Here is a 21,942-nt window from a genome sequence, read left to right on the forward strand (position 1 = left end):
GTGTCAGGCCCGAATGCTCCCGTATTGTGCCGCTGGCACCACATATGGCGTTACCGCTGTGGTTTCCGTAGAGACAAGGTACATTCTTGCTGTTTCACCGTTGCTCAGTTGCTGCATTTCTTCCGGCCAGGGGCCACTGTCAACGTGATCACCGCGGTCAAAACAGTTATATCCGGAAAATCCTTCATCCTCTGATTTCCAGTAATGACGGATCTCACAGTCAAACAGCTCTGACATCTCACCCATAATCTCTCCAGATGGCGGGTACCAGGGGGTATCAAACGTCAGTAATATCGTGCCCAGTGATTCACGGCTCCAGTTGGCTTTATGACCAGCCGGGAATTCCACACCATACAGCTGCGTGTAAAGATCTGCAGTTGTGTTAAGCCCCCGGAACAAGCCACTGTTACCGTTCAACTCAGTTGCAAGACGTGACGGCATTATCATCAGCATATCGCAGGGACAACTCGCGGCCGGCATTATACTGAGCCACTCCCAACGCTCCTGCGGATCGAACTGTTCCCCGAAGCTGGCAACACCAAACCAGTCAGCATAGTGAACAGCCATCAACTGGGACATTATCTGGCGCGATGAAACTGGAATCCTCTCCCATTTAAGTGTCTCCAGGCCGGACTGAACCCAGATCTTCTCCATACGTGCAATAGTAGCGCTGTCGAGCCACGCATCCTTTTCCATTAATTCCATGAAATGCTGGAACGCCTGGTTTGCCGAAGTAGAAGCCCCCGTACCGGCAGCCGTAAGCATCGGATAAGCAGTAAACTCTGTCGCTTTTGTTGGCTTAAGTATCCCGGCACATCCAGCAAGAAACAGCTTTATGGCCTGCTGTATGGCATGTCGATAACGCGGAGTTTCTGTGCCGGCAATCCAGGACTGCATCACATCAATACAAACAGATTTCGCAGTGATTTCCAGACGGTTTTTGCACCATGAAAACATAGTTATTACTCCTCTTTAGGTTAGACAGAGGGCATCTCCCTGAGGAGATACCCTCAGGGGATGCTGATGACCAGGGCCATCAAGTTTCTTGTTAAGCAGCCTGGTCCTGTTCCGGTTGTCGGTTCAGTGACTGCAGTAAAAATTCCGATGCTTCCCGGGCAAACCGGCAGGCGCGGAAAATCGCTTTTTTGTCTTCACGAAGGGCTTTCAGCCAGCCGGCCAGGTAGCTTTCATGCTGTACGTCACCGGTGATACCCAGTTGCGCACAGAGAAATGCACTACCGGTTTCCGCTATCAGCTCTTCGAAACAGTACACAGGATCACCAAACTGCCGTGATGACGAAGTAATACCTTCCCGGTTCAGGCGGCTGCCGTGGCCAGTGGCATGCACCAGCTCGTGCAACAGCGTGGACCAGTAATCCGCCTCCGTCCGGAACTGTGAAGCCGTCGGCATCACGATGCGGTCGGCACCCGGCCGGTAAAAAGCGCGGTCCTGTCGGCGATGGTCACAGCCGACACCGGTGGCGCTTAGTATCTGCTGCACCTGTTGCAGTTGCGTCGTGCTGAGTCCAGTCGGCTGTTCTGCAGGAGATGAGTCAGCAGCTTCCTCTCTGACAGACTCAGGCAGCCCTTCACACTGGACAACGTTGAACAGCTGCAGTTGCTTCAGCATCGCCAGTTGCTCCATGACCGGTTCACCGTCCCGGAACAGCAGGTTATCGCTGCTGTCACGGGCCTGTTTCTCAAACGGTTTGTAGATGATAGCCATCGAACAGGTCTCGCCCTTACGGACCTGACCACCCACGGCCTTTGCCTGCTGATAGGTCAGCCAGCGATCGGACGGAAATCCCCGCTCTTCAGCAGACATCCACAGCAAGGGTATATTCACTCCGCTGTAATGGCGGCCGGTTGTGGCATTCACCGGTAACGCGCTGCCATGTACATTCTGTGCAGAACGCCACGGCCGACGCCACGGTGGAACCCCTTTTTCCAGGGCGGCAATGATTTTGTCGGTGACCTGCTGGTAAAGATCGGCTTTCTGAGCCGGCGCGGCCTTACGGCCGCGAATGGATTTGTTCATAAGGATGCAACCTGTAAAAAAGGGCGCATCCTCCCCGGGGCGGAAGAATGCGCCACCGGGAGTGGAAAAAAGTCAGAGATAGTCAGTAATACAACCTAGCGGCGGGTTCCCGCGTAACGGAAAGAGCCATCAGACATCACCTCGCTGACGCTGCTGCGTACGCTGCGAACCGCACTCTCAAACATCGTGCGATCAGCCGGTTTTGCCCGTTTACAGTCGAGACGGATTACCCTGTCAAGCACAGACAGCGCCTGCGAGCGCCAGCTCAGACGTTCCGCATTCCCTACACAGGCAGGTAAATGCCGGAGGGACTGATCGTAGAGCCAGCGAATATTGCTGCGATATTCCTCCACCAGGACATACACCTTTTCTGGCGGACGGGTCTCCTTACGAATTGTCATACCAGTCCCCAGTGGACCGGCCGATGGCATCATAAAAAGATCGTGGTGTTCGTTCAGAACGGCGTCGAATTTGCTCTGCTCCATAAAGGTCTGAAAAGCGTATTCCTTCTCGAGAATTAACAGGTCTGCATTTTCCGACCAGTTTGCATCTTTCGAGGGATTACAGCCTTCCGCCCATGCCCTGAGCCATTCGCCGGGGTTTCGGTCATCCGGAACCCGGATGTATATACCAAGGTTCTTTTCAAGCAGCAGTGGCCTTTGCATACCGCCCTGCTGTGATAAAAGAGGGCGTAATTCGGTTGAGGTAAAGCGAATCATCAGGACTCCTTAAATTAATAAGGAGGAGACCTCCCCTGAAGGGAAGCTCCCTCCGGGAAGTGTTAATCAGTCAGAACTGATTCAGTCGAAACGGTAACGCAGCCAGGCCATCTGCTGCGCCATCTGCCGTCCCGCCCGTAAAGCCTTACGTGCGGAGGCAAACTGACCGGCGCTGGCCAGTTGCTGATACTGCCAGTCACGCGAACTGTAGCCCGTTCTGCGTGAAATGATGGCGGTAAAACCCCCTTCAGACTGAACGACCTCGGCGCGGAAACTGCTGTGACCGCTACGGTTGGTGAACCATTCGGCCTGCTGCTGCCGCATTGCTTCTGAAATGCGGCTGAGGACGCGCGTGGTATGGGTGATAAACAACAGTATTATACTGCTCATGGTTTTCTCCTTAGTTAATGCGGAGAAAACCATCACCGCAGATGCAGGGAGGTTGTCCCCGCATGGGTTGGTACATCAGTTATAAGCTGGCTTCATTCAGAAAACACAACCACCTCCGTAGAGAAAGTCCCCATAGGGTTCAGTGCTTCACGTCAGAAATCAGCATCGCTGCGTTCCATAGACAGAAAGGCCTCTTCGTCTTTGACTGCGCTTTTGTAGAAATATGTCCAGGCTTCTTTATCAATACCTTCTGCCATGCGGCAGAGGTCGTTAAAGAATGCCTCCCATGATCCCGGTATAAGTTTTCGAACATACAGTTCAGCCAGTTCCCGGGCAACAGAAGCCATATCCCAGACGTAATACGGAAAGCCGTCTTCATCTGTCCCGGTATTTAGGTCAAGGCGGCGAAGCGCTGCGATACTCAGCAGCTCGCCTTCCGCTTTAGCCAGTGCAACTTTGTGAGCATTACGCTCGCTGGCACGGATGTGAAAATCTTCGGTGAGAATTAACTCGTTCATAAAGGATTCCTTAAAGAGTTGTGGAATCCTGTCCCTGACTGGGACAGAAGTCCCGTTAGGGTGAGAAAATCTTCGACTAATAAGGCCGTCAGGCGATGTCTGAGAAATGGGCGCTCTGATAAAACATTTCGCGCAATTGCTCTGTAGCTTCGTCCAGCTCTTTTTCCTCGCGAGACCTGGTAACGCCCTGAAGAAAAGCTGTACTCCAGTGAAAACTGTGAACATCTGTCCCCAGAAGCGTAAGCTCGCTCACTGCTTCTTCGACAAAGGTATGTTTGATGAAGCCATGCTCAGTTGCAAAACCAACTGTATGCGCGACATGTCTCAGAAAAGTCAGGTAATCAGGAAGGCCGTCAGCAGGAACCTGAGGATCTGCGTCGACCATGAGTTTGTTATCCAGACGAACGTTAAGCTGAGTTTTTACGTAATCCACAATGATTTTTGCAGAAGCGGGTGAGTCACAACTCAGTAACGCGAGCGGATTGATCATTCTGGTGTAATGCATGGGTACGATTCCTTATGAAAAAAGGGAACCGTCCCAAAGGGAAAGCATCCCTCAGGGTGAGAATCAGGCCAAAAATGCCGGATGAGTAAATCAGGTGTTTGGTAGTGTGAAGTGAAGTAGAAAAGGACCTTAACCTGTAATCAGGTTCCTGTTTGCAAAGGTTAAACAGGTTTGAACCGCCCGAAAGCGCCATCTCTCAGGTTATGATGGCATTGGCATGTGATTACCCGAAGGCGCCTGTCTCAAATCACTCAGGCATTGGCAGTTGTCAGAGACAACGTTAGCAAATTAAGCGTACACAATTCCCGCACCTCAGGCAATAGTGTCAACGCAAAGATCTTCCCACATTGTGGTTTGAACCAGGACGATGAAGCCCTTAACGGGAAAGTCACTACTGCTGAGAATATCCTGAGAAAATGTGTCATGTTTAAATTGACCAGAAAAAAGAATCATATTTTTACATTTCATGAGCGTTTTCTTTTTCTCTCAGTGATTTCCTGAAAGTTTCAAACAGTGCGCCACGGATGAAATACAGACAGGCATCAGTACGGGTAAATTTGTCGCCGTAATGCGCATGAACCTCCTGTGAACAGGCCACCTCGTAATGCCCCCTATCGATAATACGTGAAATCCTTTCCTTCCATCCCAAAAACACACGACCAATAACCAAATCCTCACCAGAAACAAAAATGCTTTTACTCATTACCCTCTACCTTATTATAAACACGAGCCACGTAATGTCCCCTGCCATCGCCATGTCCCAAATCCATTGATGCCAGAGCCTGTGCCTCTTCTTTAGTGAAACCTCTTTTCATATGATAATTTATGACATCAACAGAGTAGGCATAACGTAAACTATGAGGCGCATATTTTCCTGTTAATCCGGACTCACGGACAACATTGCGATAACGTTCAATAGCCGTATGTAATGATGGCTTATCAATCAACTTTCCATTATTTTCATTCAAGTATTTAAGGGACGCATTGATTGCAGCCAGGGTTGACTCACGATCTAATACCGTTGTATCTCGTGGTCGTCCTCCTTTTGTCCCAAATACAACACGTATTTTTTCGTCACCATTGAGTAAAGCTTTTTTCCAGGTACGCAACGATTTAGCAGACTGTACTGTTTCTTCTGTTCTTAACCCGAGTAATCTGGATAATCTCATTGCACATGCAACGCCATCATCCTTTTGTTCTACACTCGTCAATACCTGCCGAAAATAAGCATCGGGAATAGCAACCTTAGTTCCATCCCGGCTCGTTTCCGAAATACCCAGAGCCTGATTGCTCAGTTTTTCATGAGAAGGATTTGCCATGAATGTTTTCCCCGCAACACGTAACAAAGCCCGGATAGCTGCCATTTCGTTCTGAAGTGTGCGTCTGGAAATATCTTCAGAAAGGCGGCTCTTCATATACAACTCGATATGCCCCGTCTTGATATTTTTAATATCCCTGATTTGAACATTAAGTTTTAATAAACGTTCGGCAAACCTGTCCGCAATTTTCATTCGGTCAGAAACGGTTTTAAAACTTCCCCCTGCCTGCCTGGCAAGTGTTTTAAGATTTTTATTCAGTTTTGCCATAAACAACCCTCCATTTAAACAGGTGTCAGTGCTTTTCCGTCTGCGTGAACGGAAAAGCACTGACACCGGCTGCGCCACAGCTACAGACGATGAATTTCACCCCGACGGCACGGTTTATGGTTGCGCTTCCTGCGTCTCGACAGATATCTGTGCATCGGGGCGGCGAAATGTTGAGTTATTGCGAAGCTCCCCAGGTCTCTGACCTGTTCGCGGTTTACACCGGGCTGAAATTAATCAGTCTGCTTCCACACACCAGTAAGTTGACTGGTGTCGCCATCGATATCGTGTCGATTTTCTCCTTTCAAAATGAAGTCCTTACCCGTTTTTACGGAAAAGACGTTTGGTTGATAAATGAACAAGCAGTGAATGAAGTACGTTTTTAAGGCCCTTAAAACCTTTAAGTACGTGTTGGTCAGTTGGTAAAAAAGTTGTCGAAATGGCAGTGCGTCAGCTCTGCCAGTTATGCGCTGCGCGCGTCACTTGGTACTCGTTTCACTCGTGCACAAGTGACGCCGCGCTCATCTGCTCTCAATGCAGTCGTGGAAGATGCCCAAATGTTCCAGATGGTCATACCCACGCCGCAAAGTTCGCAACGGCCTGCAGCGTCATAAAGAGTGAAAACGATAAGAAAATTGCGCCCAGGCAGCGGCTGCAAGACGTATCTGAAAAACAGATACAGAAGTGAAAGGGACCTTCATCGCCAGGTTCAAACTGTATGCGATCTTCGTTTTCAAAGGGTAAACGAAGTTACCACCCGAAGGCGCCACCTCTCAGGTCACGGTGGCATTGGCATGGCGATCACCCGAAGGCGCCTTTCTCAGATCACCGAGGCATTGGCAAGTTGCATACAACGCAACGGTACAACGGGTAAGATATTAGATCGGAGCGTGATCCTTTATCAAGTTTTTATCTGTGATATGGAAAACGAGTCTGCAGGTAATCCTCCAAAAATTGAAGAGTGCCTTTAATGATTATATGTAATCAATAGTCACCTTTATGAAGAATTCTCGTTCGTGAATTATCATAAACCCCGTCAATACAAGGAACAGATACAAGGCCACCGAATCTGAGTAAACATATAAACCTGGCAAGCCAGTTTAAATACTTAATTGAACTTATCTCTATATTGTAATTATTTGCATATTACCTATCATCTCCTGACAGATTTTTTATCAGGAAGAAAATTATTTTTTTGTATTCCACTAAATAGTTACTTTATCTATAGCATTCAGTGCGGGCTTACATACCCGCTCCCGGGATTCGGTCGACAGAGCCTCTAATTGCACTCTGCTTTCTTTGTATTACATTTTCAGCACGTCCACCTGTTCTTTTACAGTCTTGCTCAACTCATTTGCATCAATAGATGAAACAACAGACATTAATAAAACCACTAATAATTTGTTTCATAGCTTCTTTTAAAATAGCGTGTTAAGTCAGAACACATTAATTCGACAAATAAAGTTATATTCCTTAGTTTGCCATTAAAAAAAGGCCCGACTGCTAAACGGGCCTTTGTATCGCACTCTACCTTTTGCATTGTGATGCCGGGTACTCCCGGTAGACTAATGACTGGTCAACATTAGCCTGCTGTGGTGGACACCTGAGTCCTTGACCAGTATACCCCGCTGCAAAGTGGGATTCATCACGCCCTTAACTCTACTCTGTATTCTGATCCAATGACAAGGTACTTCCGAACTTTTCAGACATTGATTAGAATTTTTCTTGCTGTTTTCACAATACGAGATCCGGCTATGGTTGATATACTGAACGACACCACAGTGCAGAAAAAGCCATACAGATATAAGACAATTATAGATATTTAGTCAGATAAATTCCATTGATGCCATGCCAGACTATATGTGATGACTATCCGTGATATCATAAAAACTATTGGCGTTTTAAGTAATAAAGTGAAAATAAAAACAGGTGATTAGTCTATCGGTCAATGGCACAAATACAACATGATATTGGTTATCGTCTTAAAGAAGAGCGTGAGCGTACTGGCCTTACCCAGGAAGAATTTGGCGAAATTGGTGGTGTAAAAAAACTGGCACAACACAGATACGAGAAAGGGAAAAGATCCCCTAATGCAATTTATCTTGCATATCTGGCAAGTGCCGGAGTCGATGTTCTATATATTCTAACTGGTCAGATAACATCGAACATGAGCGGGATTAGCGAAAAAACCATTGTAAATTATTTTGTTATAGATAATAACATCGACACACAGTAAAACTGTGTGGTGGCTCGATTATCAATAAGCAGACAATAATATTAGTTGGAAAGCCATATGGGCAAAAAAGAAAAAATATTACATTGCGGCGTTTGTGATAAATTCTTCCCGGACACTCAGCCTGAGTGTCCGACTTGTGGAAATAAAAATACCCATGGCAAAGCATTTGATTATTCTTTATCATTCTTCATTTCACTCCTGATTTTTATATTCGTCGGTTTTTTTAGTTATCGTTTAAGCATTATCATTTCTGCCGTCTGTTTTCTTTCTTTTATTTTGATATTTAAAAAACAGTATCACCTCGCAGAAGAAAATGGCGGTTATTACACAACAAATAAGACAAAAAAGTATGTATCAAAGCACGTGATAACGTCCGAAAATGCAGAGCATATAATGGTAGCAAAAAAGGATTACACACAAGGACTTAATACAATTGATGATTTTACATATAATCTATCCATCGCATGGTCAGATATTCCCCTGAATATCGTATTTTCTTATGTTGATTCAAGTAAGAATTTGTCAATACGCGATATTCAGCTGGAGGAAGTATCAATCAACGCCGATGGAGATATTTATTTTTATGGCTTCTGCATGGATAAGCTTGACAGGCGTTATTTTAGGGTTGACAGAATTTCATCAAGGATCCTATATAACGACAAGCGATATTTTACTGATGAGTTCTTTTCTAATGTTCTGTTTTTAGACTATTACAGCTTGTAATTCTTATGTCACTGTTATTTACTGCCTTCAGATCAGATACATCGAGCCTGATTAATTTGAACGCCTCATCTTGTTGGCTCCAGTAACTGGTCTTATGACCTGAATTTTTTACCTGTATAAATTGATATGCGAAAATACAGTCCACAGTTTTACTGAAATTAATGTATAACGACATATAAAAAAAGGCTGCCGGAAGGCAGCCTGAGCAATGGAATCAAATAGAACTGGCGGATATATAATAATTTCTCACGTGTGAAAGTAGCTATGACTGCACACTCCGTAAACGCCAAATATTTTACAATCTGAGTTGTGGTGCCGGGAACCTCCCGGTGAGTCCTTCGGCTATCCACCGTGACTTGCGTTTTTTACGCGTAGCATAATATCTTATGCCATCTACACTCTGTCGCTCAGGGAGTAAGCGACAGAATTATTCTAAGGCAACTCAAAAATGGCGTCAAATAAGAATATTATACTTTTAATTAATACTTTACCACATCCACCTAAGACCACTTAGATTGAGGTGAGTTTTATACCCTGGCGTCATTAAATAACAACTACTATCCAGTCAAAAGGAATGTCAACGGCTGTGATACAAACGCAGTAAAACCTGTGACACCAGTGTTCAGACGTTTGATAGTACATTCACAAGAAAACAGGAACACTCCTTCAGATAATCAGCAACAACATGTTTATAAACAATTAATCATTCCAGGAATTACCTGACAATAATGTTATCACTTGGTATAACAACCCTTAAAATGACATTATTATCAGGTATATCAAAACGATTAATATTTCCCAAAAATGCGGAAAAAATCTTAAGAAAATAAAAACAGCACAATTTGCCAACCTGGCTTTTAATGTTGCAATTGACAGTGAGCATTACATGGATTTAAGGTAAACATGTGGTGAATCCACCTGTGCGGATGGGCGTAAACAGTATCCATCATGTTGAAATTGTTGCTAAAAGACGCGAGTCATGGTGACTGACCAAAGGCTCACCGGGAGGCACCCGGCACCACAACAAATATTGCAGAACCCTAACATAGAGTGTGTTGTTACGACTTTCTTCAACCGTTGACAGGCTACATTTAAAGTTAATAGGAAGTTTCTTAAGATACTTCAGGCTACTATCTTCTGGTAGCCTTTTTTATTTGTCATCATCCCAAAACACTTCCCATTTGAACTAAAGTAATAGAGCCCAGAACCGTCTATACAACTATTGCACCTGACTAAACCGGGACAGTAAGCGCTTTCCTCGCATAATTATTGATTAGTCTCTAAACAAAATGGATTAATCTTACATAATGATGGAAGAATTATTATAAACATCAAGTTAGTTTATTAAAGCCACAAAGCGAAAGTCATTAACTTGTTGGTCTGACATCTGAACATAATTTATTTATTCCTGTGGCATAAACAATATCATCTGACACTCCGGAGGTTTCATGGCCTACTATCACGATTCTGAACTGACAATCCTTTTTGCCATGAGTACCAACACGGCTGGCACAATTTTCCAATCCTCGCTTGATGAGATCAGCCAGGAGTTACTCTCCCGTGGGCACAAGATTGTGCGCACATCATCTGCAACTGATGCAAAGGCACAGGTTTTCTCCAACGCAAGAATTGACACAGTGCTGCTTGAATGGGAGATGCCCCAATCGTCCGAGGTTCTAGATGTTATCCGCAGTCGCAGTGCAAGACTGCCTGTTTTGTTATTCCGCGATCGCAGGGAAGATACGTGCGTGCCAGTATTCGTCATGGAAAAAATTCAGGAAATGGTCTGGTCTGGTGAAGACAGTGCCATTTTTATAGCTGGTCGTATTGAAAAGCTCGCCAGCACATATCTTGGACAAATAGAACCACCGTTCTTCAGATCCCTGATGACATTTCGTGATGTCCACGAATATTCCTGGCACACACCCGGGCATACCGGGGGGACAGCCTTTCTGAAAACTGCATCAGGAAGGCGTTTCTACGATTATTTTGGCGAGAATCTGCTACGCAGCGATCTGTCTATATCCGTCGACTCACTTGGTAGTCTGCTTGATCACTCCGGACCAATTGGTGAGAGCGAAAAATATATCGCTGCCGTGTTTGGTGCCGACCGTTCTTATTCAGTTACCAACGGGACTTCAACTTCCAACCGGATAGTCTACGCTGCCTGCGTCGCAGAAGGTGATATAGTACTGTGTGATCGTAACGCCCACAAATCAATCGAACAGGCACTGACACAAACTGGAGCGAATCCAGTATATCTCATTCCACAGCGCAACTACCTTGGTATCATTGGACCGATCCCTCCTGATGGGTTACATCATGAATCACTCGCAGCACGTTGTGCGGCAGATGCCCGGGTTCGCGATGGTTTGTGTGAACAAAAGCCGGCACTCGCTACGATCACCAATTCTACCTATGATGGCATCTGTTATAACGCAGCAAAAGTTGTAGAACTGCTTGGTTCGACTGTTGATCGCATTCATTTTGATGAGGCCTGGTACGGCTACGCCCGTTTCAATCCGCTATATATGAACCATTTTGCCATGTATGGCTCGGCAGACAATTATCCGAAAGATGCCCCTGCATTGTTTGCCACTCAGTCGACACACAAGCTACTGGCAGCGATTTCTCAGGCATCTTATATCCACCACCGGGGGGGCCGTAACACGCTTCCACATGATCGTTTTAACGAAGCGTTTATGATGCATTCTTCGACTTCGCCGCTATATACAATCATTGCTTCCAATGAAATTGCAGCAGCGATGATGGATGAGGCCGGGGAACACCTCACTTCTGAGTCTATCAGAGAGGCTATTGAATTTCGGCAGAATGTGGCGAAATACGCACGTGAACTATCTGTAAATGGTGAGGGCTGGTTCTTTTCGACATGGAATCCTGTGACAGTGAAAGATCCTGTGACGGGCAAGGAATATGCCTTTGAGGACGCACCAGTCAACCTTTTGATGAAGACCCCATCCTGCTGGACACTCCACCCAGGTGAAGAGTGGCACGGTTACGGAAATATTGAAGACGACTATGCGATGCTTGACCCAATTAAGGTATCAGTGGTGACACCAGGTATAAATCCTGATGGAACATATCAGAAAACCGGCATCCCGGCAGTGCTACTGTCGTCTTACCTAGGAACTAAAGGCATTGTCAACGAGAAGACTAACGATTTCTCCGTGCTCTTCCTGTTCTCTATTGGGATCACTAACGGAAAGTGGGCGACACTACTCTCTGCACTCCTCGAATTCAAACGCGACTACGATGCAAACAGTCCCCTGCCAAAAGTCTTTCCTGAACTTTGTAAAGCACATCCTGAGCGCTACATTGACCTTGGATTACGTGATCTGGCCGGGCAAATTTTCTCACAGATGAAAAAGACCAGTCAGGTAGAACTTCAGGCTCTGGCCTTTTCGCAGCTTCCGGAAAAAGTCAGACTTCCACGAGATGCGTATCGTTCTCTGGTTCATGCAAAGGTTGAGCAGGTTCCACTCAACCAACTGTCAGGCAGGACCCTTGCAACAGGCATAGTCCCTTACCCGCCAGGTATTCCTCTACTCATGCCAGGAGAAAACGCAGGAAGTGCCGATCAACCATTTATTCGCTATCTCACTTCCCTGCAGGATTTTGATTCGAGTTTTCCTGGTTTCACACACGATATACATGGTGTTGAATCTATAAATGATATTTACCACATGTGGGTGGTTCTTGAATAAACGCCGGTCCATCGCTACTGAACACCAGGAGATTTACTTCCAGACCGTCACTGCGATGTACTTATTAAGTATATAAAAGAGATGAAAGGTACTTTCATGTCCAATGATAAAAAATCACTTTCTGCTTTCTCACTGATGATGATCAGTGTGGCAGCTGTACTTTCTGTACGGAACTTTCCCAGTATGGCCACCTATGGCTGGTCATCGATTGGCTGGTACGTGCTCGGTACAATTCTCTTCCTGCTACCGATGACCCTGGTTTCTGCTGAACTTGCTACAGGATGGAACAAGGGAGGCGGCGTATATTCCTGGGTCAGAGAAGCTTTCGGTGAGAAGGCTGGCTTCATCGCTGTCTTTTGTGAATGGAGTAACAATCTTGTCTGGTTTCCAACAGTCCTTTCGTTTATAGCCGGAACTATCGCTTATATTTTTTCACCTGACCTAGCAAATAACGGTCTATTCATGTTTATCACTATGATGGCAGTGTTCTGGCTTTCAACTATTGTCTCACTGCTTGGTAGTGACATAACGTCAAGAATCAATAATATTGGCGTCGTACTTGGCTCACTCGTTCCCTCTGTCCTCCTCGCTATTCTGGGTATAGCCTACGCACTTTCCGACAGGCATGTTGTCTTGCCTGTATTCTCACTGGATGCGACATTACCAGGCATCCATTTAACAACAGTCCCTTTTGTAGCCTCTGTTATTCTTATGTTTGCCGGTATGGAAATGAGTGGCTTCCATGCTATGGATGTGAAAAATCCTCACAGGGACTACCCACGGGCGATGTTCGGCGCGGCTGTGATCGTTTTTCTGATGAGCGTATTTGGTACACTGGCAATGTCCGCTGTGATTCCGGTGAAGGAACTCAACCTGACCGCAGGTCTGATGCAGGCTTTTGAATCATTCTTAAAGAGTTTTGGTATGTCCTGGGCAACGCCGCTTGTTGCGATCCTGGTCGCTCTTGGTGGTTTCGCCTTGCTCACCACATGGTTAATAGGCCCTATTCTTGGCCTTAATGTGACAGCTCATTCTGGAGACATGCCACCATTCACCCGCAAGTTAAACAAACGCGGCGTACCGGTTTTTATGCTGGTGTTCCAGGGTATAATAGCTACCATGCTGTCACTTCTATATGTAGTACTCCCAAGTGTAAATCAGGCATACTGGATCCTCTCGGCAATAACAGTACTGCTGCTGTCAATTACTTACATGTTACTGTTTGCTGCGGCAATCATACTACGCATCAGACAACCTGATGTACCACGCGCGTTCAGAATACCTGGAGGCATGGTCGGAATGTGGATCGTCGCTGGTCTTGGTTTTTTATCAACTGCCTTTGCGTTCATTGTCGGTCTCCTGCCTCCTGCCGGGATGGCGCTATTCCCCCCCTCAGCAGGGTTTCATTCGACAGTGGCAAGTTTCCTCTCTGGCTTCATGCACAAGAAAATCGTTTCCGAGGTTACTGCTGAGATGGTTGCTGCACTACCGACAGCCGCTTATATTGCCATCATGCTGTTCGGAACCGCGGTCCTGGCGTTACCGCCACTTCTCATCCTCAAATTCAGGAAACAAAGTTGGATCGAGAAATAAATTTGTGCAAAGCAGCCTCGTAATGGGGCTGCACCATGACATAATAGTTTCCTGAGTGGGTAATGGTGCAATAACATTGTCGAACATATATTACTGCCAAAACAAAATTTTGATTTAAATTTCCCCTTTAAAATAACAAAAGGAGAAATAACCGAAATTAATCAGATATCCTCCTTTCATTTAAAATGGTCAAATCATTTGTTCTTACAGATGTTTTTTAAGCTTATCCCACTCGCTAATCACTTTCTCTTTGAAATTTGACTGTTTGCTGTCGGTACAGGCCTGAACCACAACAGGAGTAACAGTAGCTATTCCATTTACATCCATGACAGCATCTTCAGGCTTGTCCTTATGATTAAGTGCTTCAGCAAATCCGACAGCAGTCGGTCTGAAGGACTCGTCCAGTGCAAGGAAATCTTCACAAGTCCAGTCATTGACTGGTTTACTTTTATCTGCTGCCATGGTTACAGTAGGTAAAAAAAACAGCAGACTTAACGCTAAGGTACAGACTTTGTTCACGTTGATATCTCCTTTTATCGCTTTCTGACATCTGTCCCATACAGAGACACTTTTGTGTATTAAAAAATTTTCACCCACAGTATATTCTGCCCATTCTCATCCAATGTGGACGTCGGGTAAGAATGTACAATTACCCAAATTTTATTCGAGTCATACGACTGAACTTATTTAATATATTACTAATGATGAAAATTTTGTTTACAATTCATTCAATACATTAATATAAATCTGATACAAAAAAACGCCTAATGCAACCACGGCCTCATAAGAACAATCAATAATTCAATAAGAATAGCCTAGCCAACATAGACATACCATGCAGGAATTAAGATAATATATATCATAATGTCATATGAGAGGATATGTTATGCTTCACCAGAATAAACTTATGAGATTTGACTCCTCATGTTCATTTACAGGCCTTGATTTTCTGGCCCGGAGCATTGTAAAGATTCAGCAAAACGGTACTCAATTACGAGCTGAAGATGTGGCCGGGAACATGTTTCCAGAGCAAAAAGAAATTTTCATGTCCAGGTTTGTATTCCATAAGGCACGTATCTGTAGTGTAAAATAAATATTACCATAACATCTGCCCTGGCTCATTGCAGAACAAACCATAACATTTATTTATCAGCTAATTTTGAATTGTAAATTATATTAACAGGAAAGTAAACAACTTATAAATGGCATATATATACAAGTTATTTCACTACTAATTTTTTCACTTCAGCAAACATCAAAAAACATCTTAGCCATCAGGCAAAGCTCTTCATTTTTTATAAATACCTGGCACCTTACTTATATCCACTATAACTAATATCTGAACAACGACCTGGTTTCATAAGGATAAAATCCTATGTTTCATATGAGGGAAGTGTACCTGTATGTTACTTTGGTATCTTTATCGAGTATCCATACAGGTAATGAATGCCAATATAACACATTGATATAAAAACAAAAAAATGTGAATAAACTTTTCAACAGCATGATTCACACCATATTACTAAGCATTCTTAATCAATTGCAGGATAATCCTACTCAAATGATGACTCATCTTTAGTGCGCCAAATTTACTGGTGCTGGTATAGTTTTCAGGCAATTGTACTTAAGGTATGTATATGCAAAAAAGTTTACTGAATCGCTCTGATGCTCCATTTGCTTCAGAATACAAGAAAACCGAAACCTCTCCCCCTTTGATGTATTGCTATGGATGCGATGAAAAATGCTCCATTGAATGTGCCAGACTGAGAAAATACAAGGACTGTAACGGGCTTGAGTTTTATATCTGGCCAGACAATAATTCGTTTCTCGTTGAGGGCATGCTGCCGTACTTTCTTGATATTAACGATAAGCTGATATCACAACCAGTTGTGATAATTGATTTTAATTACAAAAATATTGATTATTTTTTATCAAAAAACTGGCTCGATAACTTCAAGAGAATGAGACTTATACTTTTATCAGATAAAAAAACGGCTGCAATTGCCCACTACTGGTTTTATAATGATACGGTTGATACGATCATTAGCTCTGTCATTTTCCATGATGATACCAGTGATGAAATCGTGGCAAAGATAAGAAATACATTTTTAGCTAAAATCACCAAACCGTCGGAAAGCAGACCTAAATTGAGTACAAATGAATTTTCGCTTTTCTCGTCACTCTATAATGGTGAACTACCAAAGAAGATTGCGCTGAAAAATGAAACAAGCGTTAAAAACGTATATGCCATGAAAAAACGTATAGAGCAAAAACTTGGGGTGACAATCACGAGACTATCTAATTAGTTTTCTCATGTATTTATTCCCTCACATAACAACTCCAGACAATCAGGAATAGTTATTCATATTATAGACAAACTCATAGTGAACAGTATATTTACAACATCACTAATGGAACAAAAATAACTTGCTTAATTATAGTCATGTTTAATAGTAATGGTTACGCATTATCAATATTATAATGCGTAACCTTAATTGCTCACTATCCCCATGTTTAACATTTTTCGTAACCAATATAATCCTCACTAAAACACGACAATAACAAGCTTAATGACTCCCTCACCAATCAAACTCATTCAATATCATGGATGGGGAATCTATAGGCACACAAAAATGTGTGATTATAACTCTGGCATTTAATATATTCATATCACACCATAACTTAAACCATGCAATAATTCAGACCAACCTCATCCCATACGCCCCTGCTCCACACATGCGTATGCTTACTGAATATCGATAAGATATTAACCACTGCAAAATGGCACTTGTTTTGGTTATCCTACTACATCCAAGTATATGCCATCAGAGATACCAGTGTACAGATGAAGCCATCTGTATAATCTTAATACTTTCATAACCAAAAGCCATTTTAAAGACAATCAATATCAGTGCAATGTATTTTAACTCACCAATTAAAGATGGCCTGCAAAGCAGGCCATCTTTAATAATCAAAACATATACTTCAGACCAACCATTCCCTTCGTATCACTGTAACTATCTTCACCAGCCTGGGCTGCTACATTTCCCCATATATTCAGATGGTTACCAACTTTACCATCAACACCAATTTTCACTTCACCAGTATTCCGGGAGCCTGATATATAATCAGAGGTACTGTTCATCCTTACCCCGTAATCCCTGCTGTTATGTAACCAGTTGATTTCCATAAACGGTTCAAACTCTCTGTCCTTTCCGTTATCAAGTGAGCTGTGACTCATCATGCTTGCACGGAGGCCTATCCGTGTCTGGATATTTCCCGTACCCAGGCTCTCAACAGACGAACCATTTTTTTCGTTATGTTTATCTGCTTTGACATCAGACCAAATGATTTGTGCCTCAGGTTGCAACCAGAATGTTTCATCCACACCGGAAGCAGTTTTTCTTTCTCCGACCTGAAACCGGTATCCGCTCTCAACAGAGGCAGATAAACCTTTTGAATTATAGTGCTCAGTAGGGAGCCCCTGGCCGGAAACACTGTTTCTGAACCAGCTGTACTGCAACCAGCTGTCCAGATAAGGCCCGGACTTACTCTCATCATTTCCAAACCATGTCCCATACACACCGGTACTGTAACCACGAACCTCACCGTGTGAAGAATAACCGTTCAGCCCTGACCTTGAATTACTGTTTTGTTGTCCATATCCGGCCATTAATCCAAGGTGCCAACGATCGTTACCTGTAGATGTCCATTGTGCAATGTCACCACCTATCTGAACGACATAGTAATTCGCCTGAGTTTTCACCTGATCGTCAGACATTGTTGATGAGCGATTGTGCCCTCCTGCATGTCGTATCCACATACTTGTAACTTTCTTCTCACCCGTAAGGGCATCAGTGTACTGAGTTTCACCGAGCCGATCATAAAGACGGAGGTTAAACAGACTATTAGTAGCATGAATGTTCGATGCATAACTTGCTGCTTCCGGACGATATGCATGTACTGGTGGTTTCGGCTCTACTGGCGGTTTCGGCTCTACCGGTGGTTTCGGCTCTACCGGTGGTTTCGGCTCTACCGGTGGTTTCGGCTCTACCGGTGGTTTCGGCTCTACCGGTGGTTTCGGCTCTACCGGTGGTTTCGGCTCTACCGGTTGCTTTTCCTCATTTTTCAGACTGGTAAGATACCAGTTGTTGGTGTTCCTCCCACTCTTAGTACCCTGTTGCAGATGATAATCCCATGCACCGGCGACTATACGGGATTTCTGCACAAAGGTATCAGATGCATTTGGCGCTCCTACTTCGATAAGCTCGATTCCTTCAAGCGTTTCTGCTCCGACTCCTCCAACATTATTTACAACTACTGCTGTTGTACCTGTCGCATTCCCCGTGATAACCAGTTTGTCGGTTTGTGAACTGTCATCGCCAAGAACAGTACCGAATATAACAGATGCATCACCAGAACCAGCATAATCGCCGTTTATAGTTAATGTGTGAAATCCTTTCTTTTCCGGATCAAAAATCTGAATCACCGAGTTAGACTGGTTTTTTACATTTCCAATAAGGGTGAAATTATCAGAATTTGCTTTCAGAACAGACTGGTTTGTGAGGTTCAGGTCACTGAAAGAAGATGTCGTCCCGGAGCTATTTTTATTCAGACTCCACACTGAATTGTTGCCAAGATTAACTGTTAGCTTACTATTCCCCAGTAAGTTAGTTAATCCAGACATCCTGGCATTGTCTGCAAGGCCGAGGTTTACGTTATTATTATATAAAGGGTCCGCTGCATCATTATTATCTACTTCAATAATCCATGACTGATCATCCTGCATCGCCAAATTCGTCTGATCACCAGAAAAGGCGAAGTTCACACTCCCTTGATTTTTATAAACTTTCAGTAGGGCATCTTTCAAAGACGAAGTAACAAATACTGCATCTCTGAACATTGCTGAGATACCTGAAGACGAACGCTGTGTTCCCCAGTCAGACTGGCCAACATTTATCGCATTTCCATTCGTTTTAATACTTGTGGAACTGTTTGCATAATCTGCTTTCAGTGTACTTCCTGACACTGCCAGTTTTATTGCTGACCCAGGCGTATTGGTCATGTCTATAACCATCTTACCGTGAGATTCCAGATACCCCTCCCCGGTTCCTGTACTTCTTGATTTACCTATTTTAATGGCACTGTTATCCGTTCCCTTGCCGTTCTGAAGAGTAATAGATGAATTTCCGTTCAATATGACAGTACTTACTTTTGCATCATCTGAACTCCCTTTCCCTGAGACATAAATAGCCTCCTGACGGCCACCATTAAGTGACACAGACAAATCACCATTTACTCTTACAAGTCCTGCCGGGCCAGTACCAGAATCTCTGTATGCCCCCTGGATAGAACGAATGGCAGAGTTTAACGTTGTCCCAATAAGTCCGGTTGTATTTATGGTTTGTGATACGGAAAGATTATTCACTTCCGTTGTAGACGAATGTAAGGAAGTAAACTTATCGTTATCGACAGAAATTCCTGCATCTACTGATGAACCTGCAATAACACCATATACACTGCCACGCCCAAGAATATCACTGTTATTATAAACAGTATTGATATTAACATCAGTATCACTGGCAATGAGATTAGCTATTCCACCATTGAATGCGGACAAAGTCACATTGGGGGTATTACTGAGAATATTAATGTTTAATTTTTTTATCCCATCAAAAATAGCTGTTGACTGGTCAGTACTGGGATATCGCCAGCTGACTCCCCCACTCAGGTTAATTTCTTCTTTACCATCTTTACCAGTAACTATCACATCACCACGGTCAAACCACACACCAGTACCATCATCAAGAACAACCGGTGTCGCAGCACTTAAATTGCTGGATTGTGCAAGTGTAAAAAAAACACTTACTAAAATATAATTTTTCATATCAAGCTCCTGGCAATAACAAAAACAAAAGCATATCGTTGCATATTTCTAATTGTAAGTTTCACAAAAGATTACCATTACTGTTTATGGTAATAATCCTAATAAGAAATCTCCGATTCTCATTAAGCAATCTAACTTATATGAAGTGATAACCAATTCACTTTACAAAACACACAAATAACAAACTCCATTACTAAAGCTGGTTTACGTCACAGACTTTACCCACATGTATGCAGCATAAAAATCAGTCTGTTATTCTTAAGAAAACACAGCAATACCATTAAGTGGTTGTAATACTATCAATGCAGAAACGAACAATTTAATATTTAAATACTTCCCAGCACTTTATATTCATTATGATATCAGGCACCGTTATTCGCGGCATGATGTGTTTTTTGTTTTTATAATACCACTCTCTATCGAGTTTTGAATAATGCTCCTGTAATCATATACTTTGCTAGTAGACATAATCCCAAGTTTCTTTTTCAGGGTAGTACAGAATGTATATGTTGTTTTAATTTTTACATCTATTAATTTATTTATCTCCCGAACTGAAAGACCTTTCAGTATATATTTAAGAACAATGTACTCTTTGTTTGTCAGAACAATACAACCACCATCGCGGTCTTTTTTTTCCTGTTGACATGTGATATTTCATATAAAATTTCCTTACATGTCATTTTGTGTATATTAATAATACGCCAACCATAGAAAGATCCAATAGAACTAAATAATTGCGGTAATAATGCTGATTCATTCAGAATGACAACCTCATTGACACCGGTTTTCTCTAACAGATCTATTGATGATATGATACAACCAAGGCTATGAAGATTACCAAAATCGGGTGGGATAACTATATATAACTTCAGTAAAACCTCTTTGCTAACCATCTTGCGCCATTCATAGAAATCTTCTACTTCACAGAACGAAACAATATTCGCATTTCCGCACTGATATGATAAAATATGAGTCAACCCAACAGAACTGAAATGACATTTTGATAAAATGACAGTAAATTCATTCATATTGAAACCTTCGCATATTATAATTTATGCATTCGAATATCTATTCGACATGTATTCTCAATAGTTTAGTTTAAAATTATAAGCCACTTTTGATGCTTTCAACATTAGAATACAGTACATGCCAATAAGATAATTCAAGAATCATATGATTTTGATAATGTGTAACCGTACCTTGACATGGCAGACTCGGCTGTCATATTACTTAAACACAGCCCATCATCCACACCGTGAACAATCTTATATACATGGTAGTTTTTCTCACTCACTAGCGGCTTTAATAAATACCAAACATAGTATATATTAAACGCGTGAGTTGATTAGACGTGTTTCATACAATAGTGTTCTATTTCCTTATAACCGCACAGTGATTCGTGCGGTTTTTTTGTCTTCAAAATTTATCCATTAAACCAGCTGAACGCCGTACAACAACTATCTCAAAAGTCAGAACATCCATATCAGGACCTGACTTGTGTTTATAAAAAGACATGTTATCTGACAATTAAAATAACTGCCCTCTGTTAACCATATACGCTGAAAATTTCCTGTCATTTATATGGTCATGGCAGAACCAGCTTCATCTCCACTCCACATAGTCCAGGTACAGCCAGCGAAAAAAGGCAGGGAATGATCCATCATTCCCTGCCTTTGCTGCCACTACTTTCCCTGTAATCCTTCCTCATCCTGAACGCAGCTCATCTCCTGACCTGCAGATTACCAGCGGTATTTCACTCCCAGTTGCAGGGTTCCTGCGGCATATGAGCTACTGCCTGCTTCAACACCTGCCTGCAGTTTCACACTCAAATCCGGTGTTACTTCCGCATTCAGCCCCAGTTTCAGTTCTGCACGATTTACCGGACCACGCTCACGAACCGTAATATCATCCATCTGGACTTTACGTCCATCCGGTGCGTGCCACCAGTTCACTTCAGTGGACAGGTAAACCGGTACACCCAGATTTGACTCAGGATGATATGTATACCAGCGGGCGCCCACGCGG

The 21,942-nt window shown here is 43.3% G+C and carries 19 protein-coding genes; 6 read left to right on the plus strand and 13 right to left on the minus strand.

Translation table 11 applies throughout. The features are described 5' to 3' along the window. Positions 1–3: 3 nt before the first annotated feature. The 8 genes from GTGU_RS10430 to GTGU_RS10465 form a co-directional block, all read right to left on the minus strand. Positions 4–957 carry a DUF1281 domain-containing protein gene (locus GTGU_RS10430; RefSeq protein ID WP_038156463.1) on the minus strand — a complete coding sequence of 318 codons (954 nt, stop codon included), beginning with the start codon at positions 955–957 and terminating at the stop codon, positions 4–6. Positions 958–1,048: 91 nt separating this feature from the next. After that, positions 1,049–2,038 (minus strand): ArdC family protein, encoded by a 990-nt coding sequence (locus GTGU_RS10435; RefSeq protein ID WP_038156466.1) that lies wholly within the window; start codon positions 2,036–2,038, stop codon positions 1,049–1,051. A gap of 95 nt (positions 2,039–2,133) precedes the next feature. Continuing rightward, on the minus strand, positions 2,134–2,757 hold the full coding sequence (locus GTGU_RS10440) for a hypothetical protein (RefSeq protein WP_038156468.1): 624 nt from the start codon (positions 2,755–2,757) through the stop codon (positions 2,134–2,136). A gap of 81 nt (positions 2,758–2,838) precedes the next feature. After that, entirely contained in the window at positions 2,839–3,147 is a 309-nt protein-coding gene (locus GTGU_RS10445) for a hypothetical protein (protein WP_032676630.1), read from the minus strand. 152 nt (positions 3,148–3,299) lie between these two features. Beyond that, a complete protein-coding gene (locus GTGU_RS10450) occupies positions 3,300–3,665 on the minus strand; it encodes a hypothetical protein (protein WP_001003975.1) in 366 nt (121 codons plus the stop codon). An 88-nt stretch (positions 3,666–3,753) separates the two neighbouring features. After that, positions 3,754–4,170 carry a hypothetical protein gene (locus GTGU_RS10455; RefSeq protein ID WP_000559511.1) on the minus strand — a complete coding sequence of 139 codons (417 nt, stop codon included), beginning with the start codon at positions 4,168–4,170 and terminating at the stop codon, positions 3,754–3,756. A 457-nt stretch (positions 4,171–4,627) separates the two neighbouring features. Next, positions 4,628–4,873, minus strand: a complete 246-nt coding sequence (locus tag GTGU_RS10460; protein ID WP_038156481.1) for a hypothetical protein — start codon at positions 4,871–4,873, stop codon at positions 4,628–4,630. Next, a complete protein-coding gene (locus tag GTGU_RS10465; RefSeq protein WP_038156484.1) occupies positions 4,866–5,756 on the minus strand; it encodes an integrase domain-containing protein in 891 nt (296 codons plus the stop codon). Before GTGU_RS10465 ends, GTGU_RS10460 begins: the two co-directional genes overlap by 8 nt. Positions 5,757–5,845: 89 nt before the next feature. On the opposite strand from GTGU_RS10465, the gene GTGU_RS10470 reads away from it, so the two are divergent. The 5 genes from GTGU_RS10470 (at position 5,846) to GTGU_RS10490 (ending at position 14,030) form a co-directional block, all read left to right on the plus strand. After that, positions 5,846–6,139, plus strand: a complete 294-nt coding sequence (locus GTGU_RS10470) for a hypothetical protein (RefSeq protein ID WP_156964121.1) — start codon at positions 5,846–5,848, stop codon at positions 6,137–6,139. 1,562 nt (positions 6,140–7,701) lie between these two features. Next, positions 7,702–7,989 carry a helix-turn-helix domain-containing protein gene (locus tag GTGU_RS10475; RefSeq protein WP_072011956.1) on the plus strand — a complete coding sequence of 96 codons (288 nt, stop codon included), beginning with the start codon at positions 7,702–7,704 and terminating at the stop codon, positions 7,987–7,989. 57 nt (positions 7,990–8,046) lie between these two features. After that, entirely contained in the window at positions 8,047–8,712 is a 666-nt protein-coding gene (locus GTGU_RS10480) for a WYL domain-containing protein (RefSeq protein ID WP_038156490.1), read from the plus strand. Between the two features lie 1,448 nt (positions 8,713–10,160). Beyond that, positions 10,161–12,437 carry an Orn/Lys/Arg family decarboxylase gene (locus GTGU_RS10485; RefSeq protein ID WP_084222777.1) on the plus strand — a complete coding sequence of 759 codons (2,277 nt, stop codon included), beginning with the start codon at positions 10,161–10,163 and terminating at the stop codon, positions 12,435–12,437. Between the two features lie 96 nt (positions 12,438–12,533). Next, positions 12,534–14,030 carry an APC family permease gene (locus GTGU_RS10490; RefSeq protein ID WP_038156492.1) on the plus strand — a complete coding sequence of 499 codons (1,497 nt, stop codon included), beginning with the start codon at positions 12,534–12,536 and terminating at the stop codon, positions 14,028–14,030. A gap of 204 nt (positions 14,031–14,234) precedes the next feature. Here GTGU_RS10490 and hdeA read toward each other — a convergent pair whose 3' ends face one another. After that, positions 14,235–14,549, minus strand: a complete 315-nt coding sequence (gene hdeA, locus GTGU_RS10495; RefSeq protein ID WP_051857325.1) for an acid-activated periplasmic chaperone HdeA — start codon at positions 14,547–14,549, stop codon at positions 14,235–14,237. A gap of 1,118 nt (positions 14,550–15,667) precedes the next feature. Between hdeA and GTGU_RS10505 the strand changes: the two genes are divergently transcribed. After that, positions 15,668–16,336, plus strand: coding sequence for a hypothetical protein (locus GTGU_RS10505; RefSeq protein WP_245609606.1), 669 nt, complete (start codon positions 15,668–15,670; stop codon positions 16,334–16,336). Positions 16,337–17,001: 665 nt separating this feature from the next. Here the strand turns inward: GTGU_RS10505 and GTGU_RS10510 are convergent. The 4 genes from GTGU_RS10510 to GTGU_RS10520 all read right to left on the minus strand — a co-directional run. Further along, entirely contained in the window at positions 17,002–19,917 is a 2,916-nt protein-coding gene (locus GTGU_RS10510; RefSeq protein ID WP_051857326.1) for an autotransporter outer membrane beta-barrel domain-containing protein, read from the minus strand. Positions 19,918–20,289: 372 nt separating this feature from the next. Then, on the minus strand, positions 20,290–20,568 hold the full coding sequence (locus GTGU_RS27030; protein WP_084222780.1) for a LuxR C-terminal-related transcriptional regulator: 279 nt from the start codon (positions 20,566–20,568) through the stop codon (positions 20,290–20,292). Continuing rightward, positions 20,517–20,945, minus strand: coding sequence for a hypothetical protein (locus tag GTGU_RS10515; RefSeq protein WP_038156498.1), 429 nt, complete (start codon positions 20,943–20,945; stop codon positions 20,517–20,519). The genes GTGU_RS27030 and GTGU_RS10515 overlap by 52 nt, the downstream gene beginning before the upstream one ends. Positions 20,946–21,656: 711 nt before the next feature. Then, positions 21,657–21,942 (minus strand): autotransporter outer membrane beta-barrel domain-containing protein (locus GTGU_RS10520; RefSeq protein WP_156964123.1); only part of this gene is annotated, 286 nt, incomplete at its 5' end.

It is taken from the genome of Trabulsiella guamensis ATCC 49490 (genome assembly GCF_000734965.1).
In the GTDB taxonomy this organism is placed as follows: Bacteria; Pseudomonadota; Gammaproteobacteria; order Enterobacterales; family Enterobacteriaceae; genus Trabulsiella; species Trabulsiella guamensis.